At 65.9% G+C, this 24,646-nt stretch carries 34 protein-coding genes; all 34 read left to right on the forward strand.

Features of this window, described 5'->3' with window-relative positions:
- Positions 1 to 59 precede the first annotated feature (59 nt).
- The 34 genes from rpoC (at position 60) to PC39_RS03345 (ending at position 24,437) form a co-directional block, all read left to right on the forward strand.
- A complete protein-coding gene (gene rpoC / locus PC39_RS03180; RefSeq protein WP_353251912.1) occupies positions 60 to 4,298 on the forward strand; it encodes a DNA-directed RNA polymerase subunit beta' in 4,239 nt (1,412 codons plus the stop codon).
- Positions 4,299 to 4,537: 239 nt separating this feature from the next.
- Complete coding sequence (rpsL, locus tag PC39_RS03185) at positions 4,538 to 4,912, forward strand: 30S ribosomal protein S12 (RefSeq protein WP_353251913.1); 375 nt, start codon at positions 4,538 to 4,540, stop codon at positions 4,910 to 4,912.
- A gap of 11 nt (positions 4,913 to 4,923) precedes the next feature.
- The gene (rpsG, locus tag PC39_RS03190; RefSeq protein ID WP_353251914.1) at positions 4,924 to 5,397 is read left to right on the forward strand and encodes a 30S ribosomal protein S7; all 474 of its coding nucleotides are present in this window, start codon (positions 4,924 to 4,926) and stop codon (positions 5,395 to 5,397) included.
- A gap of 33 nt (positions 5,398 to 5,430) precedes the next feature.
- On the forward strand, positions 5,431 to 7,545 hold the full coding sequence (gene fusA, locus PC39_RS03195) for an elongation factor G (protein ID WP_353251915.1): 2,115 nt from the start codon (positions 5,431 to 5,433) through the stop codon (positions 7,543 to 7,545).
- 136 nt (positions 7,546 to 7,681) lie between these two features.
- Entirely contained in the window at positions 7,682 to 8,872 is a 1,191-nt protein-coding gene (tuf, locus tag PC39_RS03200) for an elongation factor Tu (RefSeq protein ID WP_353251904.1), read from the forward strand.
- Positions 8,873 to 9,091: 219 nt separating this feature from the next.
- Positions 9,092 to 9,406, forward strand: a complete 315-nt coding sequence (gene rpsJ, locus PC39_RS03205; protein WP_353251916.1) for a 30S ribosomal protein S10 — start codon at positions 9,092 to 9,094, stop codon at positions 9,404 to 9,406.
- Between the two features lie 135 nt (positions 9,407 to 9,541).
- Positions 9,542 to 10,258 carry a 50S ribosomal protein L3 gene (rplC, locus tag PC39_RS03210; RefSeq protein ID WP_353251917.1) on the forward strand — a complete coding sequence of 239 codons (717 nt, stop codon included), beginning with the start codon at positions 9,542 to 9,544 and terminating at the stop codon, positions 10,256 to 10,258.
- A gap of 15 nt (positions 10,259 to 10,273) precedes the next feature.
- On the forward strand, positions 10,274 to 10,882 hold the full coding sequence (gene rplD, locus PC39_RS03215) for a 50S ribosomal protein L4 (protein WP_353251918.1): 609 nt from the start codon (positions 10,274 to 10,276) through the stop codon (positions 10,880 to 10,882).
- Complete coding sequence (gene rplW / locus PC39_RS03220) at positions 10,879 to 11,181, forward strand: 50S ribosomal protein L23 (RefSeq protein ID WP_353251919.1); 303 nt, start codon at positions 10,879 to 10,881, stop codon at positions 11,179 to 11,181. The genes rplD and rplW overlap by 4 nt, the downstream gene beginning before the upstream one ends.
- Before the next feature lie 15 nt (positions 11,182 to 11,196).
- The gene (gene rplB / locus PC39_RS03225; RefSeq protein ID WP_353251920.1) at positions 11,197 to 12,033 is read left to right on the forward strand and encodes a 50S ribosomal protein L2; all 837 of its coding nucleotides are present in this window, start codon (positions 11,197 to 11,199) and stop codon (positions 12,031 to 12,033) included.
- A gap of 23 nt (positions 12,034 to 12,056) precedes the next feature.
- Positions 12,057 to 12,326: a 30S ribosomal protein S19 gene (rpsS, locus tag PC39_RS03230; RefSeq protein ID WP_353251921.1), complete on the forward strand. Its 270-nt coding sequence runs from the start codon at positions 12,057 to 12,059 to the stop codon at positions 12,324 to 12,326.
- Positions 12,327 to 12,330: 4 nt separating this feature from the next.
- Positions 12,331 to 12,669: a 50S ribosomal protein L22 gene (gene rplV, locus PC39_RS03235; protein ID WP_353251922.1), complete on the forward strand. Its 339-nt coding sequence runs from the start codon at positions 12,331 to 12,333 to the stop codon at positions 12,667 to 12,669.
- Positions 12,670 to 12,679: 10 nt separating this feature from the next.
- Positions 12,680 to 13,369 carry a 30S ribosomal protein S3 gene (gene rpsC / locus PC39_RS03240; RefSeq protein WP_353251923.1) on the forward strand — a complete coding sequence of 230 codons (690 nt, stop codon included), beginning with the start codon at positions 12,680 to 12,682 and terminating at the stop codon, positions 13,367 to 13,369.
- A 6-nt stretch (positions 13,370 to 13,375) separates the two neighbouring features.
- The gene (gene rplP, locus PC39_RS03245) at positions 13,376 to 13,789 is read left to right on the forward strand and encodes a 50S ribosomal protein L16 (RefSeq protein WP_353251924.1); all 414 of its coding nucleotides are present in this window, start codon (positions 13,376 to 13,378) and stop codon (positions 13,787 to 13,789) included.
- 10 nt (positions 13,790 to 13,799) lie between these two features.
- Complete coding sequence (gene rpmC / locus PC39_RS03250; RefSeq protein ID WP_353251925.1) at positions 13,800 to 13,997, forward strand: 50S ribosomal protein L29; 198 nt, start codon at positions 13,800 to 13,802, stop codon at positions 13,995 to 13,997.
- Positions 13,994 to 14,290, forward strand: a complete 297-nt coding sequence (gene rpsQ / locus PC39_RS03255; protein ID WP_353251926.1) for a 30S ribosomal protein S17 — start codon at positions 13,994 to 13,996, stop codon at positions 14,288 to 14,290. Before rpmC ends, rpsQ begins: the two co-directional genes overlap by 4 nt.
- 13 nt (positions 14,291 to 14,303) lie before the next feature.
- Positions 14,304 to 14,669, forward strand: coding sequence for a 50S ribosomal protein L14 (gene rplN, locus PC39_RS03260; RefSeq protein ID WP_353251927.1), 366 nt, complete (start codon positions 14,304 to 14,306; stop codon positions 14,667 to 14,669).
- Positions 14,670 to 14,677: 8 nt separating this feature from the next.
- A complete protein-coding gene (gene rplX, locus PC39_RS03265; protein WP_353252043.1) occupies positions 14,678 to 15,004 on the forward strand; it encodes a 50S ribosomal protein L24 in 327 nt (108 codons plus the stop codon).
- 14 nt (positions 15,005 to 15,018) lie between these two features.
- Positions 15,019 to 15,579, forward strand: a complete 561-nt coding sequence (rplE, locus tag PC39_RS03270; RefSeq protein ID WP_353251928.1) for a 50S ribosomal protein L5 — start codon at positions 15,019 to 15,021, stop codon at positions 15,577 to 15,579.
- A gap of 16 nt (positions 15,580 to 15,595) precedes the next feature.
- The gene (gene rpsN / locus PC39_RS03275; RefSeq protein WP_353251929.1) at positions 15,596 to 15,901 is read left to right on the forward strand and encodes a 30S ribosomal protein S14; all 306 of its coding nucleotides are present in this window, start codon (positions 15,596 to 15,598) and stop codon (positions 15,899 to 15,901) included.
- Between the two features lie 37 nt (positions 15,902 to 15,938).
- Entirely contained in the window at positions 15,939 to 16,334 is a 396-nt protein-coding gene (rpsH, locus tag PC39_RS03280) for a 30S ribosomal protein S8 (protein WP_353251930.1), read from the forward strand.
- 13 nt (positions 16,335 to 16,347) lie between these two features.
- Positions 16,348 to 16,878 carry a 50S ribosomal protein L6 gene (rplF, locus tag PC39_RS03285; RefSeq protein ID WP_353251931.1) on the forward strand — a complete coding sequence of 177 codons (531 nt, stop codon included), beginning with the start codon at positions 16,348 to 16,350 and terminating at the stop codon, positions 16,876 to 16,878.
- A 33-nt stretch (positions 16,879 to 16,911) separates the two neighbouring features.
- Positions 16,912 to 17,268, forward strand: a complete 357-nt coding sequence (rplR, locus tag PC39_RS03290) for a 50S ribosomal protein L18 (protein WP_353251932.1) — start codon at positions 16,912 to 16,914, stop codon at positions 17,266 to 17,268.
- A gap of 94 nt (positions 17,269 to 17,362) precedes the next feature.
- On the forward strand, positions 17,363 to 17,866 hold the full coding sequence (gene rpsE, locus PC39_RS03295; protein WP_353251933.1) for a 30S ribosomal protein S5: 504 nt from the start codon (positions 17,363 to 17,365) through the stop codon (positions 17,864 to 17,866).
- 11 nt (positions 17,867 to 17,877) lie between these two features.
- Complete coding sequence (rpmD, locus tag PC39_RS03300; RefSeq protein WP_353251934.1) at positions 17,878 to 18,072, forward strand: 50S ribosomal protein L30; 195 nt, start codon at positions 17,878 to 17,880, stop codon at positions 18,070 to 18,072.
- A 126-nt stretch (positions 18,073 to 18,198) separates the two neighbouring features.
- The gene (gene rplO, locus PC39_RS03305) at positions 18,199 to 18,630 is read left to right on the forward strand and encodes a 50S ribosomal protein L15 (protein WP_353251935.1); all 432 of its coding nucleotides are present in this window, start codon (positions 18,199 to 18,201) and stop codon (positions 18,628 to 18,630) included.
- 3 nt (positions 18,631 to 18,633) lie between these two features.
- Positions 18,634 to 19,974: a preprotein translocase subunit SecY gene (secY, locus tag PC39_RS03310; protein WP_353251936.1), complete on the forward strand. Its 1,341-nt coding sequence runs from the start codon at positions 18,634 to 18,636 to the stop codon at positions 19,972 to 19,974.
- Between the two features lie 84 nt (positions 19,975 to 20,058).
- On the forward strand, positions 20,059 to 20,175 hold the full coding sequence (gene rpmJ, locus PC39_RS03315; RefSeq protein WP_353251937.1) for a 50S ribosomal protein L36: 117 nt from the start codon (positions 20,059 to 20,061) through the stop codon (positions 20,173 to 20,175).
- A gap of 149 nt (positions 20,176 to 20,324) precedes the next feature.
- Positions 20,325 to 20,681: a 30S ribosomal protein S13 gene (gene rpsM, locus PC39_RS03320; protein ID WP_353251938.1), complete on the forward strand. Its 357-nt coding sequence runs from the start codon at positions 20,325 to 20,327 to the stop codon at positions 20,679 to 20,681.
- A gap of 76 nt (positions 20,682 to 20,757) precedes the next feature.
- Positions 20,758 to 21,159 (forward strand): 30S ribosomal protein S11, encoded by a 402-nt coding sequence (gene rpsK, locus PC39_RS03325; RefSeq protein WP_353251939.1) that lies wholly within the window; start codon positions 20,758 to 20,760, stop codon positions 21,157 to 21,159.
- 21 nt (positions 21,160 to 21,180) lie between these two features.
- On the forward strand, positions 21,181 to 21,804 hold the full coding sequence (gene rpsD, locus PC39_RS03330; RefSeq protein ID WP_353251940.1) for a 30S ribosomal protein S4: 624 nt from the start codon (positions 21,181 to 21,183) through the stop codon (positions 21,802 to 21,804).
- 33 nt (positions 21,805 to 21,837) lie between these two features.
- On the forward strand, positions 21,838 to 22,842 hold the full coding sequence (locus PC39_RS03335; protein ID WP_353251941.1) for a DNA-directed RNA polymerase subunit alpha: 1,005 nt from the start codon (positions 21,838 to 21,840) through the stop codon (positions 22,840 to 22,842).
- 12 nt (positions 22,843 to 22,854) lie between these two features.
- Complete coding sequence (gene rplQ, locus PC39_RS03340; protein WP_353251942.1) at positions 22,855 to 23,268, forward strand: 50S ribosomal protein L17; 414 nt, start codon at positions 22,855 to 22,857, stop codon at positions 23,266 to 23,268.
- 110 nt (positions 23,269 to 23,378) lie between these two features.
- Positions 23,379 to 24,437: a DUF481 domain-containing protein gene (locus PC39_RS03345; RefSeq protein WP_353251943.1), complete on the forward strand. Its 1,059-nt coding sequence runs from the start codon at positions 23,379 to 23,381 to the stop codon at positions 24,435 to 24,437.
- The last annotated feature ends 209 nt before the right edge of the window (positions 24,438 to 24,646 follow it).

Genomic DNA, 24,646 nt, shown 5'->3' on the forward strand with positions numbered 1-24,646 from the left:
CCTCTCGCCGCCGGTGAGAGGCGTGAAGGAATTATTGGCGCACCCAGCGTGAGAATGCCATGCGAGACCTACTGAACCTGTTCAAGACCCAGGACCACGTCGAGGAGTTCGACGCGATCAAGATCGGTCTGGCGTCGCCGGACACGATCCGGTCCTGGTCCTTCGGCGAGGTCAAGAAGCCGGAGACCATCAACTACCGTACCTTCAAGCCGGAGCGCGACGGCCTGTTCTGCGCCCGCATCTTCGGGCCGGTGAAGGACTACGAGTGCCTGTGCGGCAAGTACAAGCGCATGAAGCACCGCGGCGTGATCTGCGAGAAGTGCGGCGTCGAGGTCACCCAGACCAAGGTGCGGCGCGAGCGCATGGGCCATATCGAGCTGGCCTCGCCGGTCGCGCACATCTGGTTCCTCAAGAGCCTGCCGTCGCGCATCGGCCTGCTGCTGGACATGCCGCTGCGCGGCATCGAGCGGGTGCTGTACTTCGAGGCCTACGTGGTCATCGATCCCGGCATGACGCCGCTGGAGACGGGCACCCTGCTCACCGAGGAGGAGTACCTGGACACCGTCGAGCAGTACGGCGACGAATTCGACGCGCGCATGGGCGCCGAGGCCGTGCTGGAGCTGCTCAAGCATCTCGATCTCTCGACCGAGGCGGCCAAGCTCCGCGAGGAGATGAACGCCACCGGTTCGGAGACCAAGATCAAGCGCCTGGGCAAGCGCCTCAAGCTGATCGAGAGCTTCCTGCTGTCCGGCAACAAGCCGGAATGGATGATCCTCACGGTGCTGCCGGTGCTGCCGCCCGACCTGCGGCCGTTGGTGCCGCTGGACGGCGGACGCTTCGCCACGTCGGACCTCAACGACCTGTACCGGCGGGTGATCAACCGCAACAACCGTCTGCGCCGGCTGCTGGAGCTCAACGCCCCCGACATCATCGTGCGCAACGAGAAGCGCATGCTGCAGGAGTCGGTGGACGCGCTGATCGACAACGGCCGCCGCGGTCGCGCCATCACCGGCTCCAACAAGCGCCCGCTCAAGTCCCTCGCGGACATGATCAAGGGCAAGCAGGGCCGTTTCCGGCAGAACCTGCTGGGCAAGCGCGTGGACTACTCGGGCCGTTCCGTGATCGTGGTCGGCCCCACGCTCAAGCTGCACCAGTGCGGCCTGCCCAAGAAGATGGCCCTGGAGCTGTTCAAACCGTTCATCTTCTCGCGCCTGCAGCGCCTGGGCCTGGCCTCGACCATCAAGGCCGCCAAGAAGATGGTCGAGCGCGAGGAGCCGGAAGTCTGGGACATGCTCGAGGAGGTGATCCGCGAGCACCCGGTCATGCTCAACCGCGCGCCCACGCTGCACCGCCTGGGCATCCAGGCCTTCGAGCCGGTGCTGATCGAGGGCAAGGCGATCCAGCTCCACCCGCTGGTCTGCACCGCCTTCAACGCCGACTTCGACGGCGACCAGATGGCGGTGCACGTGCCGCTGTCCCTGGAGGCGCAGCTCGAGGCCCGCGTGCTGATGATGGCCTCCAACAACATCCTGTCGCCGGCCTCCGGCGCGCCCATCATCGTGCCCACGCAGGACGTGGTGCTGGGCGTGTACTGGATGACCCGCGAGCGCGTGAACGCCACGGGCGAGGGCATGATCTTCGCCGACGTCACCGAGGTGCGCCGCGCCTACGATTCCGGCGTCGTCGATCTCCAGGCCAAGGTCAAGGTCCGCATCGCGGACGTGACCCTGGGCGAGGACGGCGAACGGGTCATCGGCGAGCCCGAGCTGGTCGAGACCACTGTCGGCCGTGCCCTGCTGTCCGAGATCCTGCCGCCCGGCATGCCCTTCTCGCTGATCAACCGCGAGCTGGACAAGAAGCAGATCAGCGAGGTGATCAACGGCGCCTACCGCAATGTCGGCCTCAAGGAGACCGTGATCTTCGCCGACCAGATCATGTACACGGGCTTCCGGATGTCGACCAAGGCCGGCATCTCCATCTGCCTGGACGACATGGTCGTGCCCCCGGAGAAGGACGCGATCCTCGAGCGCGCCGAGGACGAGGTCAAGGAGATCGAGGAGCAGTACACCTCCGGTCTCGTGACCCAGGGCGAGCGCTACAACAAGGTGATCGACATCTGGTCGCGCGCCAACGAGCAGATCGCCGGGGCGATGATGGACCGGCTCGGCACCGATGCGGTGACCGATGCCGAGGGCAACGAGGTCGAGCAGACCTCGTTCAACTCCATCTTCATGATGGCCGATTCCGGCGCCCGCGGCTCCGCCGCGCAGATCCGGCAGCTGGCCGGCATGCGCGGCCTGATGGCCAAGCCGGACGGTTCGATCATCGAGACCCCGATCACCGCGAACTTCCGCGAGGGTCTCAACGTCCTGCAGTACTTCATCTCCACCCACGGCGCCCGCAAGGGCCTGGCGGACACGGCGCTCAAGACCGCCAACTCCGGCTATCTCACCCGGCGCCTGGTGGACGTCTCCCAGGACGTGGTCGTCACCGAGAACGACTGCGGCACCGAGGAGGGCGTCTGGATGTACCCGATCGTCGAGGGCGGCGACGTGGTCGAACCCCTGCGCGAGCGGGTGCTGGGACGGGTCGTGGCCAGCGATGTGACGCTGCCCGGCAGCGACGGGGTGCTGGTCGAGGCCGGTACCCTCCTGGACGAGGCCCTGGTGGAGTCGCTGGAGCAGAATTCCATCGACGAGATCCACGTGCGCAGCCCGATCACCTGCGAGACCGCCTTCGGCGTGTGCGCGCAGTGCTACGGCCGCGACCTGGCACGCGGGAACAAGGTCAACATCGGCGAATCCGTGGGCGTGATCGCCGCGCAGTCGATCGGCGAGCCGGGCACGCAGTTGACCATGCGGACCTTCCACGTGGGCGGCGCCGCCTCCCGCGCGGCCGCGGCCGACGGCGTCGAGGCCAAGTCCGACGGTACCGCCAAGCTGCACAACATCAAGACCGTGGAGCATGCCGAGGGCGGGCATCTGGTCGCGGTGTCGCGTTCCGGCGAGATCGGCGTGCTGGACGCCAATCACCGCGAGAAGGAGCGTTACAAGATCCCCTACGGCGCCACCATCCGGGTGGCGGACGGCGACCCCGTGGCTTCGGGCGACCGTCTGGCGGACTGGGATCCGCATACCCACCCGATCGTGACCGAGGTGGCCGGCACGGTGAAGTTCCAGGACTTCATCGAGGGCGTCACCGTCGCCCGCGATGTGGACGACATCACCGGCCTGTCCACCCTGGTGGTCACCGAGACCCAGTCCCGCGGTCAGCAGGGCAAGGACCTGCGGCCGGTGGTCAAGTTGGTCGACGACAAGGGCAAGGACCTGCACTTCCCGGGCACCAGTATCCCGGCGGCCTACTCGCTGCCGCCCAAGGCGATCGTCGTGGTCGAGGACGGCCAGCAGACGGTGGTGGGCGACATCCTCGCCCGTATCCCGCAGGAGTCGTCTAAGACCCGCGACATCACCGGCGGTCTGCCGCGGGTGGCCGACCTGTTCGAGGCGCGCAAGCCCAAGGTGCCGGCGATCCTGGCCGAAGCCGCGGGCACCATCCGCTTCGGCGAGGGCACCAAGGGCAAGCAGCGGCTCAAGATCGTGGACGCCGACGGCCACGAGACCGAGCTGCTGATCCCGAAATGGCGCCAGATCAACGTGTTCGAGGGCGAGCACGTGGAGAAGGGCGAGATCATCTCCGACGGCGAGCCGATGCCGCACGATATCCTGCGTCTGCAGGGCATTCCCAAGCTGGCGGAGTACCTGGTCAAGGAGATCCAGGACGTCTACCGCCTGCAGGGCGTGCGCATCAACGACAAGCACATCGAGGTGATCATCCGGCAGATGCTGCGACGGGTGGAGATCGTCGATCCGGGCGATACCCGCTTCCTGCAGGGCGAGCAGATCGAGTACCAGAGCCTGCTGGAGGAAAACCGGCGGGTGCGGGCCAAGGACGAGCAGCCGGCGACGTGCGAGCGCCTGTTGCTGGGCATCACCAAGGCCTCGCTGTCGACCGAGTCCTTCATCTCGGCGGCCTCCTTCCAGGAAACCACCCGCGTGCTCACCGAGGCAGCCGTGCGCGGCGCCCGCGACGATCTGCGCGGCCTGAAGGAGAACGTCATTGTCGGTCGCCTGATCCCGGCCGGCACCGGCCTGGCGTACCACGAGCAGCGCCGTCGCGAGCGCGGCGGCCTGCTCGACCTGCCGCCGGCATCGGCGTCGGCCGAGGAGGCCGAGGCCGAGACCGAAGTCTCGGATGGCGCCGCTGCGAGCGACACGGCCAAGGATCAAGGCGAGGAGTAGGGCGTGACCGTGCGGCCGCGAGGCCGCACGGATTTCATGTTTCGCGACGGACGGTCGCGACCGTCACGAGGTCGAGGGCGGCACATGAGGCATGAAACGCGACACACGAAACAGACGTGCGCCGAGGGCGCGCGCCTTGACACGAAGCGGCCGGCACTTTAATATCCGCCGCCTCACCGCGGCAGGCCGGCCCGTTTCGGCCTGCCATTTTATTACTGGAAACAAGGTTTTAGCGAACAGTGGCTACGGTTAATCAGTTGGTCCGCAAGGGCCGCAAGGACAAGCCGGAGAAAAACAGCGTTCCCGCGCTGCAGGGCTGTCCGCAGCGCCGGGGCGTATGCACCCGTGTGTATACGACCACGCCGAAGAAGCCGAACTCGGCCCTCCGGAAGGTGGCGCGCGTGCGTCTGACCAACGGCTACGAGGTCACGAGTTACATCGGCGGTGAGGGGCACAACCTCCAGGAGCACTCGGTGGTGCTGATCCGCGGCGGTCGTGTGAAGGACCTGCCCGGTGTTCGCTACCACACCGTGCGCGGCGCCCTGGACGCCTCCGGCGTGGAGGCCCGGCGTCAAGGCCGTTCCAAGTACGGCGCCAAGAAGCCGAAGTCGTAAGGAGATAGCCCATGTCCCGACGCGCCGCCGCCCCGAAGCGGGAAATCCTTCCCGATCCGAAGTTCCACAGCGATCTTCTCGCCAAGTTCATGAACATGATCATGAGCCACGGCAAGAAATCGAAGGCCGAGGCCATCGTCTACGGCGCCCTGGCCAAGATCGCCGAGCGCAAGAAGACCGACGACCCGCTGGAGGTCCTCGAGCAGGCGCTGGACAACGTGCGCCCCGCGGTCGAGGTGAAGTCGCGCCGCGTCGGCGGTGCCACCTACCAGGTGCCGGTCGAGGTGCGCGCCGTGCGCCGTACCACCCTGGCCATGCGCTGGGTGATCGACGCCGCCCGCAAGCGCGGCGAGCACTCCATGGCCGACCGCCTCGCCGGCGAGCTGCTGGACGCCGCCGAGTATCGCGGCGCCGCGGTCAAGAAGCGCGAGGACACGCACCGCATGGCGGAGGCCAACAAGGCCTTCTCGCATTTCCGCTGGTAGCGGCCCCAATTTACGACGTTTGAGACGACTCTCATGGCCCGCAAGCATCCCATCGAGCGCTATCGCAACATCGGCATCATGGCTCACATCGATGCCGGCAAGACCACCACGACCGAGCGCATCCTCTATTACACCGGCATCTCCCACAAGATGGGCGAGGTGCACGACGGCGCCGCCGTGATGGACTGGATGGCGCAGGAGCAGGAGCGCGGCATCACCATCACCTCGGCCGCCACCACCTGTTTCTGGCAGGGCATGGAGCAGCAGTACCCGGAGCAGTACCGGGTCAACATCATCGACACCCCGGGCCACGTGGACTTCACCATCGAGGTGGAGCGCTCGCTGCGGGTGCTCGACGGCGCCGTGTGCGTGCTCGACGCCAACGCCGGCGTGGAGCCGCAGACCGAGACCGTCTGGCGGCAGGCGAACAAGTACCACGTGCCGCGGATGGTGTTCGTCAACAAGATGGACAAGCTGGGCGCCGACTACTATCGCTGCGTGGACATGATCAGCGAGCGCCTGGGCACCAAGCCCGTCTCGATCCAGTTGCCGATCGGCGCCGAGGACGAGTTCGAGGGCGTGGTCGACCTGATGCGCATGCAGGCGATCTACTGGAACCAGGAAGACTTCGGCCAGACCTTCGAGGCGCGCGAGATCCCCGACAATCTCAAGGCGGATGCCCAGAAGTACCGCGAGGAGATGATCGAGGCGGCGGCCGAGGCCAATGAAGAGTTGATGGACAAGTACCTCGGCGGCGGCGAACTGACCGACGACGAGATCAAGGCCGGCCTGCGCCAGCGGGTGCTCTCCACGGAGATCTGCCTGTGCCTGTGCGGCACGGCCTTCAAGAACAAGGGCGTGCAGGCGCTGCTCGATGCCGTCATCGACTACCTGCCGTCGCCGGTGGACGTGCCGGCGATCCGCGGCGTGGACGCCAACGACGAGGACAAGCCGATCGAGCGCCACGCCACGGACGACGAGCCGTTCTCGGCGCTGGTGTTCAAGATCGCCACCGACCCCTTCGTGGGTTCGCTGGCCTTTATCCGGGTCTACTCGGGCGTGCTGTCCTCCGGCGATTCGATCTACAACCCGATCGACGGCAAGAAGGAGCGCATCGGCCGCCTGTTGCAGATGCACTCGAACTCCCGCGAGGAGATCAAGGAAGTCCGCGCCGGCGATATCGCCGCGGTGGTGGGCCTCAAGAGTGTGACCACGGGTTACACCCTGTGCGCGCTGGACTCGCCGGTCATCCTCGAGCGCATGGAGTTCCCGGAGCCGGTGATCTCCGTGGCGGTCGAGCCCAAGACCAAGTCCGACCAGGAAAAGATGGGCATGGCGCTGGGCAAGCTGGCGCAGGAGGACCCGTCCTTCCGTGTGCGCACGGACGAGGAGTCCGGCCAGACCATCATCTCCGGCATGGGTGAGCTGCACCTGGAGATCATCGTCGACCGCATGAAGCGCGAGTTCAAGGTCGAGGCCAACGTGGGCGCGCCCCAGGTGGCCTACCGCGAGACCATCCGCCAGCCGGTCAAGCAGGAAGGCAAGTTCGTGCGCCAGTCCGGCGGCCGCGGTCAGTACGGCCACGTCTGGCTCGAGATCGAGCCCCAGGAAGAGGCCGGCGCCGGCTACGAGTTCATCAACAAGATCGTGGGCGGCGTGGTGCCCAAGGAATACGTCGGCGCGGTGGACAAGGGCGTGCGCGAGGCCATGGACAACGGCGTGATGGCCGGCTATCCGATGGTCGATGTCAAGGTCACCCTGTACGACGGCTCGTATCACGACGTGGATTCCAACGAGACCGCCTTCAAGATCGCGGGCTCGATGGCTTTCCGCGAGGGCGCCCGCAAGGCCTCGCCGGTGATCCTGGAGCCGATGATGGACGTCGAGGTGGTCACGCCCGAGGAGTACATGGGCGACGTCATGGGCGACCTCAACCGCCGCCGCGGCACCATCAAGCACATGGGTGACGGTCCGGCCGGCAAGGTGCTGTCCGCCGAAGTGCCGTTGTCCGAGATGTTCGGCTACGCCACCGACCTGCGTTCCATGAGCCAGGGTCGCGCGACCTACACCATGCAATTCGAGAAGTACTCGGAGGCGCCCAACAGTGTCGCCGAGACCCTGATCCAGAAACAGCCCGAGAGTGCGTGACGGGGATCGGGGGTTCGCGAGTCGAACCCGCCATTCGCCGGCACGAACGAGCGAGCGAACGGAATTACGACTCACATGGGCGTGGCAACGCTAGCGCGCCCGGTTTGATCGACTAACCAGACGAAGGCAAGCAGCAATGTCCAAGGCAAAATTCGAGCGCACCAAGCCGCACGTAAACGTGGGCACGATTGGTCACGTGGACCATGGCAAGACGACGCTGACGGCGGCGTTGACGGTGGTGTCGAACAAGCTGTTTGGATCGGAGGCGCGAGCTTTCGACCAGATTGACAACGCGCCGGAAGAGAAGGCGCGCGGCATCACGATTGCGACGGCGCACGTGGAGTACGAGTCGGAGAAGCGCCACTACGCGCACGTGGACTGCCCGGGTCACGCGGACTACGTGAAGAACATGATCACGGGTGCGGCGCAGATGGACGGCGCGATTCTCGTGGTGAGTGCGGCGGACGGTCCGATGCCGCAGACGCGCGAGCACATTCTTCTGGCGCGCCAGGTGGGTGTGCCGTTCATCGTGGTCTACCTGAACAAGGCGGACATGGTGGACGACCCGGAGCTTCTGGAGCTGGTGGAGATGGAAGTCCGGGAGTTGCTGGACGCCTATGATTTCCCCGGCGACGACACGCCGATCATCGTGGGCAGCGCGCTGAAGGCGCTGGAAGGCGACGAGGGCGAGCACGGGATCGAATCGATCGCCAAGCTGGTTCGGGCGATGGACGAGTACATTCCGGAGCCCGAGCGCGCGGTGGACGGCGACTTCCTGATGCCGGTGGAGGACGTATTCTCGATTTCGGGCCGCGGCACGGTGGCCACGGGCCGCGTGGAGCGCGGCATCGTCAAGGTGGGCGAGGAAATCGAGATCGTCGGCATCAAGGACACGGTCAAGACCACGGTCACGGGCGTGGAGATGTTCCGCAAGCTGCTTGACGAGGGTCAGGCGGGTGACAACATCGGCGTGCTGCTGCGTGGTGTGAAGCGCGAGGACATCGAGCGCGGCCAGGTTCTGGCGAAGCCGGGCAGCATCACCCCGCACACGAAGTTCGAGTGCGAGGTGTACGTGCTGAAGAAGGAAGAGGGCGGCCGCCACACGCCGTTCTTCAAGGGCTATCGTCCCCAGTTCTACTTCCGCACGACGGACGTGACGGGCACCTGCGAGCTGCCGGCGGACGTGGAGATGGTGATGCCGGGCGACAACGTGACGATGAACGTGGAGCTGATCCACGCGATCGCCATGGAAGAGGGCCTGCGCTTCGCGATCCGCGAGGGCGGCCGCACCGTGGGTGCCGGCGTGGTGACGAAGATCACCGAGTAAGACGGTGACTGGTGATTCGTGATGGGTGATTCGCGGGAATCGCCTCGCTAGCTGCGCATCACGGATCACCAGTCACGAATCACGGCCGGCAGCGCTTGCGCCTGCCGGCAGATATGGTAGTATTCGCGCCCCTTCGGTGGGTGCGGAAAGTTACGGCAACGTGACGCCGGCCGGCCCCGAGGGCCGGACAGGCCACTGCTCAGGAATCACGGAATTCAAATGGCGACGAGTCAAAATATCCGCATCCGGCTCAAGGCTTTCGATCATCGTCTGATCGACAAGTCCGCGCGGGAGATCGTCGAGACCGCCAAGCGCACCGGCGCCCAGGTCCACGGTCCCATCCCGCTGCCGACCAAGAAGGAGCGGTACACCGTGCTGGTATCGCCGCACGTCAACAAGGACGCGCGCGACCAGTACGAGATCCGCACCCACAAGCGGATGATGGATATCGTCGAGCCGACCGAGAAGACCGTGGACGCCCTGATGAAGCTGGACCTGGCGGCGGGTGTCGACGTGCAGATCAAATTGCAATGAAGAGGTGATCGGCGGTCCGGGCCTTCTGGCCGGATCGTCACCGGGCGCGACAGCGCCCCCGCGTAAACGGACCTCTCCAACAACTTGAACTGTCGCCCCCGCTAGCGAGTGGCGATAAGCAAGAAGGTGTTTCAGATGAGTATCGGACTTGTTGGCCGCAAGCGCGGCATGACGCGCGTGTTCACCGACGACGGCGTGGCGGTGCCGGTGACCGTGGTCGAGGTGTCGCCGAATCGCGTCACCCAGATCAAGGCGCCGGAGACCGATGGCTATCGCGCGATCCAGGTGACCGCGGGCGAGCGCAAGCCGTCGCGCGTGACCAAGCCGCTGGCGGGCCATTACAAGAAGGCCGGTGTCGAGGCCGGTCGCGGGCTCTGGGAATTCCGTGTCGAGGGCGACGAGCTGCCCAAGGTCAAGCGCGCCGTCGCCGCCGAGGCGGAAGCCGAGGGCGAGGACGCGGAGCCGCAGTTCGAGGAAGTCGAGCTGGGTATCGGTGACGAGCTCAAGGTGGATCTGTTCGAGGCCGGCCAGGTCGTGGATGTGACCGGCCGCTCCATCGGCAAGGGTTACGCCGGTGTGATCAAGCGTCACAACTTCCGTTCGCAGCGGACCACGCACGGTAACTCCAAGGCGCATCGCGCGCCCGGCTCCATCGGCCAGAACCAGACCCCGGGTCACGTCTTCAAGGGCAAGAAGATGTCCGGTCATCTCGGCAACGCCCGGACCACGGTGCAGAACCTCGAGGTCGTGCGCGTGGATCCCGAGCGCAACCTGCTCCTGATCCGGGGCGGTGTGCCGGGCGCCAAGGGTGCGGACCTGATCATCCGGCCGGCGGTCAAGCAGGCGCGGTAAGACGAAGAGACGATTATGGAACTCGCGGTAGCCAAAGAATCCAGCGGTGTGAAGGTGTCGGACGCCACCTTCGGCGCCGATTTCAAGCCGGCGCTGGTGCATCAGGTGGTCACGGCCTATCTGGCCGCCGGCCGGGCGGGCACCAAGGCCCAGAAGACGCGCGCCCAGGTGCGCGGCGGCGGCAAGAAGCCGTGGCGCCAGAAGGGCACGGGCCGGGCGCGTGCCGGCACCATCCGCAGCCCGCTGTGGACCGGTGGCGGCAAGATCTTCGCGGCGTCGCCGCGTGATTACGGCCAGAAGGTCAATCGCAAGATGTACCGTGGCGCGCTGCGCTCGATCCTGAGCGAGCTTCTGCGCCAGGAGCGTCTGGTGGTGGTCAAGGATCTGGCGGTGCCGGAGCGCAAGACCAAGGCGCTGCTCAAGCAGCTCGACGACCTGGGTGTCGGGCACAAGGGCCTGATCGTGGTCGCCGAGCGCAACATCGACCTCGAGTACGCCGCGAACAACGTGCCGTACCTGGAGGTCGCCGATGTCGCGGGGCTGGATCCGGTCTCGCTGGTCGGGGCCGAGAAGGTCGTCGTGACCGTGGATGCGCTGCAGAAGATCGAGGAGTGGCTGTCGTGAATCAGGAAAGGCTGCTGCAGGTGCTGCGCGCGCCGCACGTCTCGGAGAAGTCGACCATCGTCGCCGACAGCGACAACCAGGTCGTGTTCGAGGTCGCGCCGGACGCCGCGAAGCACGAGATCAAGGCTGCCGTCGAGCAGTTGTTCAAGGTCAAGGTGACGGGCGTCACCACGCTCAACGTCAAGGGCAAGATCAAGCGTTTTCGCGGCCGCCCGGGCAAGCGTTCCGGCTGGAAGAAGGCCTACGTCTCGCTTGCCGAGGGCGAGGAGCTGGATTTCCTCGGCGGCGCCGCGGAATAACGGGAGCGAACAGACATGGCACTCAAGAAAGCCAGACCGACATCGCCGGGTCGCCGTTTCGTGGTCGGCGTGGAAAACGCCGACCTGCACAAGGGCAAGCCGTATCCGGGGCTGGTCGCCAAGAAGAGCAAGACCGGCGGCCGCAACAATACGGGCCGGATCAGCACGCGTCATCGCGGCGGCGGCCACAAGCAGCGCTACCGTCTGGTCGACTTCAAGCGCGACAAGGAGGGCGTGCCCGCCAAGGTCGAGCGCCTGGAGTACGACCCGAACCGCAGCGCGAATATCGCCCTGCTGCTGTATGCCGACGGTGAGCGTCGCTACATCATCGCGCCCAAGGGCCTGAAGGCGGGCGATCCCGTGCAGACCGGCAACGAATCGCCGATTCGCGCGGGTAATGCGCTCAGCCTGCGCAGCATCCCGGTCGGCACCACGGTGCACTGCGTCGAGATGCGGCCGGGCAAGGGCGCGCAGCTCGCGCGCAGCGCGGGTGCCGCCGCCCAGCTCGTGGCGCGCGAGGGCGATTACGCCACGCTGCGCCTGCGCAGCGGCGAGATGCGCCGGGTGTATGCCGGCTGCAAGGCCACGGTGGGCGAGGTCGGCAACGACGAGCACAACCTGCGTTCGCTGGGCAAGGCCGGCGCCAAGCGCTGGCGCGGCCGTCGGCCGACGGTGCGCGGCGTGGCCATGAACCCGGTGGATCACCCGCATGGCGGCGGCGAGGGCCGCACCAGCGGCGGCCGGCACCCGTCGAGCCCGTGGGGCTGGAAGACGAAGGGTTACAAGACCCGCGCCAACAAGCGCACGGACGACATGATCGTGCGGCGGCGCGGCAAGCGTAAGAAGCGTTAAACGAGTCAGCAGCGGAGCAGTCAATGCCGCGTTCGATCAAGAAAGGGCCGTTTGTCGATCTGCACCTTGCACGCAAGGTGGCGGCGACCGAGGGTGCCCAGACCAAGCGTCCGATCAAGACCTGGTCGCGCCGGTCGATGATCACGCCCGACATGGTGGGCCTGACCATCGCCGTGCACAACGGCCGTCAGCACGTGCCCGTCTTCGTGTCCGAGAACATGGTCGGCCACAAGCTGGGTGAGTTCGCACCCACCCGGACCTTCAAGGGCCACGTCGGGGATCGCAAGGGCTAGCACCATGAGTACCGAGACAGTCGCAAAACTGCGTTTCGCGCGTATCTCGCCGCAGAAGGCGCGCCTGGTCGCCGACCAGGTTCGCGGTCTGCCGGTCGAGCGTGCCCTGGAGCTGCTGCAGTTCTCGCCCCGCAAGGGTGCCCGCATCCTGCACAAGGTGCTGGAGTCGGCGATCGCCAACGCGGAGCACAACGACGGCGCGGACGTGGATGAACTGAAGGTGAGCGAGATCATGGTCGACGAGGGGCCGACCCTCAAGCGGATCAAGCCGCGGGCGCGCGGGCGCGCCGACCGCATTTTCAAGCGCACCAGCCACGTCACGATTCGCGTGGCGGACAAGTAACGAGGCAGCTATGGGTCATAAAGTCCATCCAACCGGCTTCCGGCTCGGCGTCACCACCGAGTGGAGCTCGCGCTGGTACGCGGAGAACCGCGGTTACCGCGATACGCTGAACACGGACCTCGAGGTGCGCGATTTCATTCGCGAGAAGCTCTCGCACGCCTCGGTCAGCCGCATCCAGATTGATCGTCCGGCGCGTTCGGCGCGGATCACGATCCATACGGCGCGGCCGGGCATCGTGATCGGCAAGAAGGGCGAGGACATCGACAAGCTGCGCACCGAGGTGTCGCGCAAGATGGGCGTGCCCGTCCATCTGTCGGTCGAGGAAATCCGCAAGCCCGAGCTGGACGCACGATTGGTCGCCGAGAACATCGCGCAGCAGCTCGAGCGCCGGATCATGTTCCGGCGCGCGATGAAGCGCGCGGTCGGCAACGCCATGCGCCTGGGTGCCGGCGGTATCCGCGTGAACGTGGCGGGCCGTTTGAACGGCGCCGAGATCGCGCGCTCCGAGTGGTATCGCGACGGCCGCGTGCCGCTGCACACCCTGCGCGCCGACATCGACTATGGCGTCGCCGAGGCCAAGACCACCTACGGCGTCATCGGCGTCAAGGTCTGGATCTTCAAGGGCGAGGTTTTCGAGGCGGACAAGAAGGCGGCCGTGGCGGAGAAAGCCGAGGCGGCCGAAGCCCCGGCACAAGGTTGATACGACATGTTGCAACCCAAGCGCACCAAGTTTCGCAAGCAGCAGAAGGGCCGCAACCGCGGTATGGCGCAGCGCGCCAACCAGGTCAGCTTCGGCGAGTACGGCCTCAAGGCCGTCGACCGCGGCCGCGTGACCGCGCGCCAGATCGAGGCCGCGCGGCGTGCGATGACGCGCCACATCAAGCGCGGCGGCAAGATCTGGATCCGCGTGTTCCCGGATGTGCCGGTGACCAAGAAGCCCATCGAGGTCCGCATGGGCAAGGGCAAGGGCAACGTGGAGTACTGGGTGGCCAAGGTGCAGCCCGGACGCATGCTCTACGAGATGGAAGGCGTGCCGCGCGAAGTCGCGCAGGAAGCCTTCCGGCTGGCCGCCGCGAAGCTGCCGGTCCGTTGTGCCTTCGTGGACCGCAAGATTCTTTGAGGAAGACGGCATGAAAGCGGCTGAACTCAGAAAGAAATCGGCGGACGAGCTCCGCAAGGAACTGCTGGAACTGCGGCGAGAGCAGTTCAACCTGCGCATGCAGGCGGCGACCGGCCAGTTGGCGGGGTCGCATCAGTTCCGGGAAGTGCGCCGCAACATCGCACGGGTCAAGACCGTGCTCGGCGAGCAGCAGGGTGATTCGGCATGAGCGAGCAGAACAGCGAGCAGCAGGCGGCCACGAACCAGCGGGTGCTGGCGGGTCACGTCATCGGCAACAAGATGGACAAGTCCATCGTGGTGGCGGTCGAGCGGCGCGTGAAGCACGAGCTGTACGGCAAGTACGTTCGGCGCACGACCAAGATCGTGGCGCACGACGAGAACAACGAGTGCAATCCCGGCGATTTCGTCGAGATCGCGGAGTGCCGTCCGATCTCCAAGAGCAAGTCCTGGCGCTTGGTCCGGGTGGTCGAGGCCGCCGGCGAGCTCGAGACGACGGGCTGAGGAATCAAAGGCGATGATCCAGACTGAAACGGTACTCAACGCGGCGGACAACAGTGGCGCGCGCCGGGTCCAGTGCATCAAGGTGCTGGGCGGCTCGCACCGCCGTTACGCACGCGTGGGCGACATCATCAAGGTCACGGTGAAGGACGCCATCCCGCGCGGCCGCGTCAAGAAGGGCGACGTGCTCAAGGCGGTGGTGGTGCGCACCCGGCGCGGCATCCGGCGTTCGGACGGCTCGCTGATCCGCTTCGACAATAACGCGGCGGTTCTGCTCAACAACCAGAACGAGCCGGTCGGCACCCGTATTTTCGGTCCGGTGACGCGCGAATTGCGCGAGAAGTTCATGCGCATCATTTCGCTGGCTCCCGAGGTGCTCTAGTCATGGCGATGCAGAGAATCCGAAAGGGCGACGAGGTCGTGATCATCGCCGGCAAGGACAAGGGCCGGCGTGGCACCGTGCTCCGGGTCCGCGACGACGACCGCGTGGTGGTCGAGGGTCTGAACCTGGCCAAGAAGCACGTGAAGGCCGATCCCAACCAGGGAATCGCCGGCGGCATCGAAGAACGGGAAATGCCGCTGCATATCTCGAATGTGATGTTGTACAACCCGGACAGCGGCCGCGGCGAGCGCGTGGGCTTCAAGTACCTCGGCGAGGGCGGCGACCGGCGCAAGGTGCGCTACTACAAATCCACCGGTGAAGTCGTCGACGCGTAACCATGGGCGAAGCTATGACGGAAAACACACCCGAGACCGCGCGGCTGAAGGCCGAGTATCGCGAGCGGATCGTGCCGGCGCTGATGGAGCGCTTCGGCTACTCCAGCCCGATGGCCGTGCCGCGCGTGGTCAAGATCACGCTCAACATGGGCGTCGGCGAGGCCGTGGCCGACCGCAAGGTCATCGACCACGCCATGCAGGACATGGCGGCCATCGCCGGTCAGCAGCCGGTGATGACGCGTGCGCGCAAGTCCGAAGCCGGGTTCAAGATCCGCGAGGGCTGGCCGATCGGCTGCAAGGTCACCCTCCGCCGTGGTCGCATGTACGAGTTCCTGGACCGGCTGGTGAACGTGTCGCTGCCGCGCATCCGCGATTTCCGCGGGCTCAACCCGCGGGCGTTCGACGGCCGCGGCAACTACAGCCTCGGCGTCAAGGAGCAGATCGTGTTCCCGGAGATCGACTACGACAAGGTCGATGTCCTGCGGGGCATGGACATCGTGATCACCACGTCGGCCCGGAACGACGAAGAGGGACGGGCGCTGTTGGAAGGCTTCAACTTCCCGTTCCGCAAGTAAACGCGAGTAACGAGTTATGGCAAAGAAAAGCATGATCGCACGCGAGAAGAAGCGCGCGGAGACGGTGGCGAAGTACGCCGCCAAGCGCGCGGAGCTCAAGGAGCGCATTCGCGATCCCGAGGCGACCATGGAGGAGCGCTACGCGGCGGTCCAGGAACTGCAGCGGCTACCGCGGGACGCGTCTCCGGCGCGGCTGCGGAATCGCTGCGAGGCGACCGGTCGTCCGCGCGGCTATTACCGGAAATTCGGTCTGGCGCGCAACAAGCTGCGCGAGGCCGCCATGCGCGGCGAAATCCCCGGGCTGGTGAAGTCCAGCTGGTAACCGTCGTGTCGCAAACGTACAGCGTGGGTATCGATATATGAGTATGACTGACCCCATCGCCGACATGCTCACCCGCATCCGGAACGGGCAGTCGGCCGAGAAGGACCAGGTCGAGATGCCGTCGTCCAAGCTCAAGGTGGCGATCGCCGAGGTGCTCAAGGACGAGGGCTACATCGCCGACTACCGGGTGACGGAAGTCGACGGCAAGCCGCGCCTGCAGGTGGTGCTCAAGTACTTCCAGGGCCGGCCGGTGATCGAGCGGCTGGAGCGTGTCAGCAAGCCGGGACTGCGGGTCTACCGCGGCAAGAACGATCTGCCGACCGTGGTCGGCGGGCTCGGCGTGGCGATCGTCTCCACCTCGCACGGGGTCATGACGGACAGCGCGGCGCGCGCGGCCGGTCACGGCGGCGAAGTGCTGTGCACGGTCGCGTAAGAGGTTTTTAACTATGTCCAGAGTCGCAAAGGCACCGGTAGAGATTCCCAGCGGCGTCGAGATCGCCGTGGCGGCGCGCGCGGTGCGGGTCAAGGGCAAGAACGGCGAGCTGTCGTTCGACCTGCCCGATGGCGTGGACCTCAAGGTCGAGGAGGGCGTGGCCCGGGCCGAGCCCACCGGCCGCGAGAAGAACCTGGCCATGGCCGGGACCGTGCGCGCCATCGTCGCCAACATGGTGCACGGTGTCACCGAGGGCTTCGAGCGCAAGCTCGAGTTGGTCGGCGTCGGCTACCGCGCCCAGGCGCAGGGCCAGAAGCTGAACCTCTCGCTGGGCTTCTCGCACCCGATCGACTACGCCGTGCCGGACGGCGTGACCGTCGAGACGCCCAGCCAGACCGAAATCCTGGTCAAGGGTGCCGACAAGCAGGTGGTGGGTCAGGCCGCGGCGGAGATCCGCGCCTTCCGGCCGCCGGAGCCGTACAAGGGCAAGGGCGTGCGCTACGCCGACGAGCGCATCATCCGCAAGGAAGCGAAGAAGAAGTAACGCACGCCGACATACATCGGAAAGGTCACGACGATGCACAGGAAACAGATTCAACGTTTGCGCCGCGCGCGCCGCACCCGGATGAAGATCCGGGAGCTGGGAGCGCACCGCCTCGCGGTGCACCGTACGCCGCGGCACATTTACGCCCAGATCCTGACGCCGGACGGCGGCAGCACCCTGGTGACCGCCTCGACCGTGGAGAAATCGCTGCGCGAGGCGGTCGGCAGCACGGGCAATGCCGAGGCCGCCGCCGCCGTGGGCAAGGCGATCGCCGAGAAGGCGAAGGCCGCGGGTATCGAGGAAGTGGCCTTCGACCGCTCCGGCTTCGCCTATCACGGGCGCGTCAAGGCCCTGGCCGACGCCGCACGCGAGAACGGACTCAAGTTTTAATGAACGTGATTCGTGATCTGTGACTGGTGACTGGGCCTGCCGGCCACCTTTCTGACCAATCACGAATCACCAATCACCAATCACCGAGATAGTTATGGCAAAGGTGGAACGTACCGAAGGCGATCTGCTCGAGAAGCTCGTCGCCGTCAATCGCGTCGCCAAGGTGGTCAAGGGCGGCCGTCAGTTCGGCTTCACCGCGCTGACCGTGGTCGGCGACGGCGAGGGCCGCGTGGGCTTCGGCTACGGCAAGGCACGCGAGGTGCCGCTGGCCATCCAGAAGGCGATGGAGGCCGCGCGCAAGAACATGGTATCGGTGCAGCTCGCCGGCAACACCATCCAGCACGAGACCGTCGGCCGGCATGGCGCCACCAAGGTGATCATGCGGCCGGCCTCCGACGGTACCGGCGTGATCGCCGGCGGCGGCATGCGCGCGGTGCTGGAAGTGGCCGGTGTGGGCAACGTGCTCGCGAAGAGCTACGGCTCGCGCAACCCGATCAACGTGGTTCGCGCGACCGTGAACGCCCTGAGCGAAATGCACGATCCGCACTACATCGCCGCCAAGCGCGGCAAGAGCGTCGACGAGCTCGTCTCCGCCTAGGGAAAGCGATCATGGCCAAGAGCAAGACCGAACGACTGAAGCTGACCCTGGTCAAAAGCCCCGCCGGGCGGTTGGCCAGGCACCAGGCCTGCGTGCGCGGGCTCGGCCTGCGGCGCATGCATCACAGCGTGACCGTCGACGCCACGCCCGAGAACCTGGGCATGGTGAACAAGGTGAGCTACCTGCTCAACGTCGAAAAGGTTTAAATGAAAATGAACCACAGAGGCACAGTGGCACAGAGAGAAAACTGCTGATTACGACGCAGGCCTGATCATCTTTTTTGTCATTGTCCCTGTGCCTCCGTGTCTCTGTGGTTAATTTGAGGCTTTATCATGCGTTTGAATGACCTACATCCCGGCGAAGGTGCCCGCAAGTCGGCCAAGCGCGTCGGTCGCGGCCCCGGTTCCGGCCTGGGCAAGACCGCCGGCCGCGGCCACAAGGGCCAGAAGTCGCGCTCGGGCGGCTATCACAAGGTCGGCTTCGAGGGCGGCCAGATGCCGCTGCAGCGGCGCGTGCCCAAGCGAGGTTTCCGCTCGGTCACCCCGCAGGCCGCGGAGGTGCGGCTGGATTCGCTCGGCCGCCTGTCCGGCGATGTCGATCTGATGGCGCTGAAGCAGGCCAAGATCGTGCCGCGCGACGCGGCGCGTGCCAAGGTGATCGCCTCGGGCAAGATCGAGTCCGCGGTCAACCTGAAGGGCGTCGCCGCCAGCGCCGGCGCGGTCAAGGCGATCGAGGCCGCCGGCGGCTCCGTGGAGAACGGCTAGGCCATGGCGCGGGGTCAGCCCAACATGGCCGGCATGCTGCCGGATGCCGGCAAGCTGACGGAGGTGCGGCAGCGCCTGCTGTTCCTGCTGGGCGCCCTGATCGTGTTCCGCATCGGCACCTTCATCCCGGTGCCCGGGATCGATCCGGAGCAGCTCGCGCGCATGTTCGAGCAGCAGTCGGGGACCATCCTGGACCTCGGCGTGATGTTCACGGGCGGTGCGCTGGAGCGCCTGTCGATCTTCGCCCTGGGCGTGATGCCCTACATCTCCGCGTCGATCATCATGCAGTTGATGACGGCCACGGTGCCGACGCTCAAGGAGATGAAGAAGGAAGGCGAGGCCGGCCGCCGCAAGATCACCCAGTACACGCGCTACGGTGCCCTGGGCCTGGCGACGTTCCAGGCGATCGGCACCGGCATCGCGCTATGGAATCAGGGGATCGCCCTGCCGGGGCTGACGCAGTACGGCTTCATCTTCACCACGGCGATCTGTCTCGCGACCGGCGCCATGTTCCTGATGTGGCTGGGCGAGCAGGTGACCGAGCGCGGGATCGGCAACGGTATCTCGATGCTGATCTTCGCCAGTATCGTCTCCGGGCTGCCTTCCGCCCTGGGCGGCACGCTGGACCTGGTGCGCACCGGCGAGATGAATCCCGTGACCGCGGTCGCGATGCTGCTGGGCGCGCTGGCGGTGACCGGCTTCGTGGTCTTCGTCGAGCGGGCGCAGCGCCGGATACCGGTGCATCACGCCCAGCGCCAGCGCGGTCGCCGTATGTACTCGGCACAGACCCAGCATCTGCCGTTGAAGCTGAACATGTCGGGCGTGATCCCGCCGATCTTCGCGTCCAGCATCATCCTGTTCCCCGCGACCCTGATCCGGTTCCTGGGCGAGGGCGGCACGGTCGCGAACTGGGTGGCCAACGCGATCTCGCCGGGGCAGCCGCTGTATGTGCTGTTCTACTCGCTCATGATCGTCTTCTTCTGCTTCTTCTACACCGCGCTGGTGTTCGATTCGCGGGAAACGGCCGAGAACCTGAAGAAGTCGGGTGCCTTCATCCCCGGCGTGCGGCCCGGCATGCAGACCGCGAACTACATCGACACGGTGCTGACGCGGCTGACCGTGGCCGGCGCCGCCTACGTCACGGCCGTGTGCCTGCTGCCCGAGATACTGATCCTGCAGTACAACGTGCCGTTCTACTTCGGCGGCACCTCGCTGCTGATCATCGTGGTCGTCGTGATGGACTTCATGTCCCAGCTACAGGCGCATCTGATGTCGCATCAGTACGAAGGGCTGATGAAGAAGGCGAACCTGAAGTCCCACGGCAAGGCCGGGATGCTGCGTTAAGCATGTGATTGGTGACTGGTGATTGGTGATTCGTGGGCTTGCCAATCACGGATCACGGATCACGAATCACGGAGTTTTTAGGAAATGAAAGTCAGAGCATCGGTCAAGAAGATTTGCCGCAACTGCAAGGTGGTGCGTCGTCATGGCGTGGTCATGGTGATCTGTTCCACCGATCCGCGGCACAAGCAGCGCCAGGGCTAGACACGGGTCTGGCCGATTGGCATTGATTTTGACGTGCGCGGACGGTATATTGGCCGGCTTTTCGGGCGGTTTTCCTCCCGTTTCCGCCGGTCACCGGTAGCGACACTGATTCTTTAATCTAGGGAATCCCTGACGGGGAGAACGTTCGAATGGCGCGAATCGCTGGAGTCAATCTCCCGATCAACAAGCATGCCGCGGTCGCACTGACCGCGCTGTACGGCGTGGGCCCGACCCGGGCGGCCAGCATCTGCGAGGCCGCCAGCGTGGCGCCCGACACCCGCATCAAGGACCTCACCGAGGGCGAGGTCGAGGCGCTGCGGGCCGAAGTGGGCAAGTACACGATCGAGGGCGACCTGCGGCGCGAGGTGTCGATGAACATCAAGCGGCTGATGGACCTCGGCTGCTATCGCGGGCTGCGCCACCGGCGCGGTCTTCCGGTGCGGGGACAGCGGACCCGGACCAACGCGCGCACCCGCAAGGGGCCGCGCCGGCCGATCCGCCGCTAGGGCGTACGCTCTCCCCGGCGCATAACAGGCAACCGGCCGCCACGGCGGCTTCCACCGAAGATAGACGGACACGATTATGGCGACAGCCACCGGCAGTAGCACCCGATCCCGCAAGGCGAAGGCCAAGCGCAACGTCGCGGACGGCATCGCGCACGTCTACGCGACCTTCAACAACACGGTCATCACCATCTCGGACCGGCAGGGCAACGTCTTGTCCTGGGCCACGTCCGGGAGCAGCGGGTTCAAGGGGTCGCGCAAGAGCACCCCGTTCGCGGCGCAGGTCGCGGCGGAGCGTGCCGGACAGGCGGCCGCCGAGTACGGCGTCAAGAATCTCGAGGTACGCGTCAAGGGCCCCGGCCCGGGGCGCGAAGCCGCCGTCCGTTCGTTGAACGGCGCGGGTTTCAAGGTCACCAGCATCATCGATGTGACGCCGATCCCGCACAATGGCTGCCGGCCGCCTAAAAAGCGCCGCGTTTAACAGGACAGGATTCGATCGACTATGGCCAAGTACACCGGTCCCAAGTGCAAGCAGGCCCGCCGCGCCGGAACGGACTTGTTCCTGAAGGCGCGCGGACGTTCGCTGGAAGGCAAGTGCAAGCTGGATACGCCGCCGGGCGCCCAGGGCCCGCAGCGCCGCCAGCGCCTGTCCGACTATGCCCTGCAGCTGCGTGAAAAGCAGAAGCTGCGGCATATGTACGGCGTGCTGGAGCGTCAGTTCCGGAACTATTACAAGAAGGCGTCCAAGTCCAAGGGCGCCACGGGTACCACGCTGCTGCAGTTGCTGGAGCGCCGGCTCGACAACGTCGTGTACCGGATGGGCTTCGCCAGCACGCGCGCCGAGGCGCGTCAGCTCGTCAGCCACAAGGCGGTGGCGGTCAACGGCTATCCGGTGAACGTGCCCTCCTACCAAGTGTCCGAGGGCGATGTGATCGAGATCCGTGAAAAGGCCAAGCACCAGTCGCGGATCCGGACCGCGGTCGAGGTCGCCACCCAGCTTGGTATCGGCGAGTGGCTCGAGGTCGACGACAAGAAGCTGCAAGGCACCTTCAAGACGGTGCCGGATCGGGATCAGATCCTGCAGGACATCAACGAGAGCCTGGTCGTCGAGCTCTACTCCAAGTAAACACCGCCGCCATCCGCGAGAGGTCCCAACGACATGCAGTCAGCTGCCAATCAATTGCTCAAGCCGCGCCTGGTCGAGGTCGAGCAGGTCAACGAGCGCCGCGCCAAGGTGGCGCTGGAGCCGCTCGAGCGCGGCTACGGCCACACGCTGGGCAACGCCCTGCGTCGCATCCTGCTGTCCTCGATCCCGGGCGCCGCGATCACCGAGGTCGGCATTGAAGGCGTCCTGCACGAGTACTCGACCGTCGAGGGCATGCAGGAGGACGTGATCGACGTCCTGCTCAACCTCAAGGGCGTGTCGGTGCGCATGCACAGCCGCGAAGAGGCCGAACTGCATCTGCAGAAGTCCGGCAAGGGAGTGGTCACGGCCGCCGACATCACCACGGACCACGACGTCGAAATCGTGAATCCGGACCACGTGATCGCGCACCTGACCTCGGGCGAGCTCAAGATGAGCATCAAGGTCAAGCGCGGGCGCGGCTACCAGCCGGCCCAGAGCAAGGCCGAGCCCGGCGAAGAGGATACGGGCGCGAGCGAGATCGGCGCCCTGCGCCTGGACGCCTCCTTCAGCCCGATCCGCCGCGTCAGCTACAGTGTCGATCGCGCGCGCGTCGAGCAGCGCACCGACCTGGACAAGCTGGTCCTGGACATCGAGACCAACGGTAGCATCGAGCCCGCCGAGGCGGTGCGTACCGCGGCCGGCATCCTGCACGACCAGCTCTCGGTCTTCGTCGACCTGGAAGCGCAGGAAGACACGGGTCGCGGCGGCGACGTGGAGGAGGTCAATCCGATCCTGCTCAAGCCGATCGACGAGCTGGACCTGACCGTGCGCTCCACGAACTGCCTGAAGGCGGAGAATATCCACTTCGTCGGCGACCTGGTGCAGCGCACCGAGACCGAGCTGATGAAGACGCCCAACCTGGGCAAGAAGTCGCTGACCGAAATCAGCGAAGTGCTCGCCGAGCACGGCCTGCAACTGGGGATGACCCTGGAAGACTGGCCGCCGGCGGAGCTCGAGAACGCCACCACGACTTCCTGAGGAGAGCGGAGCATGCGTCACCGCAAGAGCGGCACTAACCTGGGGCGTGATGCCAGTCACCGCCGCGCCATGCTGCGGAATCTCTCGGCGTCCCTGTTCAAGCACGAGCTGATCCGGACCACCTTGCCCAAGGCCAAGGAACTGCGCCGTGTCGCGGAGCCGCTGATCACGCTGTCGAAAGAGGACAGCGTCGCCAACCGTCGGCTGGCCTTCTCGCGCCTGCGCGACAAGGAGGCGGTGGGTAAGCTCTTCGCCGATCTCGGGCCCCGCTACGCGCATCGGCCCGGCGGCTACCTGCGTATCCTCAAGTGCGGCTTCCGGCCCGGCGACTCCGCGCCCATGGCGTATGTCGAGCTGGTCGACCGGCCCGACCCCGAGACCGAGACCGAGGGCGAGGGCACAAGCGCGGCGACCGCCGAGGCCTGACACGCCGGGCATGTTCCGGAAGTCAGAAAGGCCGGCCCAGTGCCGGCCTTTTTGTTGCGCGTCGACGCCATTGTCGCGACATTCCAAACTTGCATATCCGGGGGTATCTGGTGACTATCCGCTATCGCACCGTTTTCGTCCTGCTGACGCTCCTCGCGGCCGGTCAGGCGAGCGCCGACACGCTTTATCTGCGCGACGGCAGTGTCGTCAACGGTTCGCTCCTGACCCTGCGGGACGGCATTTATCGTTTCGACACCAAGTTCGCCGGCGAACTGGAGATTCCGCAGAAGCAGGTCACGGGTGTGCGGACCGACGAGCCCCATACCGTCGTACTCGACGGCGGCGACGAGCTCGGCGTGCGACTGGCGTATGACGAGACCGGGGGGCAACGCCTGGTCAGCGAGCGATTCGGCACGCGCGAGCTGATGCCCGCCGATATCGCGGGCGTCCGCGACCTGGGTGCCCCGGACCCCGCTTTGGTCGAGGCGCGTGAACGGTTGTCGCGCGATCCCTGGTCGGGTCGCATGGCGTTCGGGCTTTCCGGCTCCTCCGGCAACACCGACAGCCGGAGCATCAATTTCCGGGCCGAAGCGCTGCGGGAAACCAACGGCGATCGCCTGAGCCTGTCGCTGCGCACCCTGCGCCAGCGGGACGACGGCGAGCAGACCGAGAACGAAACCATCGCCAAGGCCCGACTCGAACGCGATTTCACCCGGCGCTTTTTCCTGTTCGGGCAGACCGAGATCGAGAAGGACGAATTCGAGAACATCGACCTGCGGTTCCGGGCCACGCTCGGTCCGGGTTACTTCTTCATCCGCGAGAAGAACCACACCTTCAAGGGCCGTCTCGGTCTGGGCTACGAGCACGAGGCCTACGACGACGGTGGCAACGATTCCAGCATCGTCATGACCTTCGGCTGGGACTACCTGCGCGTGCTCACGGACTGGTTCCGGTTCACCCACGAACTGACCGTGATCCCGCAGGTGGACGATGAGCCCAGCGAGAATTTCCGTATCGATTCGTTGTTGGGCGGCGAACTGCCGCTGGGCACCGGCTCGCTGTGGAAGGTGCGTGCCGAGTACGGGCATCAATACGACAACAACCCCGAGCCCGGCGTCGACGAGCTGGATACGACCTATCTCCTCAGCATCGTCCGCGACTTCGAATAACCCGCCGGATCGTCCCCGCGGCACCGCCGTGACCGGGCCTTCAAGGCCCGGTTGCGGAATATTGCCATTCCTGTTGTAAGATAATTCGTACATAACGAGATATCGTCGGCACGCGCCGATGGTTGCGAGAAAGGCGGGGCGCATACGGATCGGTCCGTGAGGGCCCCGGAGGGGAATCGGTCGGGGTCGTGCAGGGACCGTGCGTTCCC

Origin of the sequence: Salinisphaera sp. PC39 (genome assembly GCF_040361335.1) — a bacterium.
Lineage (GTDB): Bacteria > Pseudomonadota > Gammaproteobacteria > Nevskiales > Salinisphaeraceae > APNM01.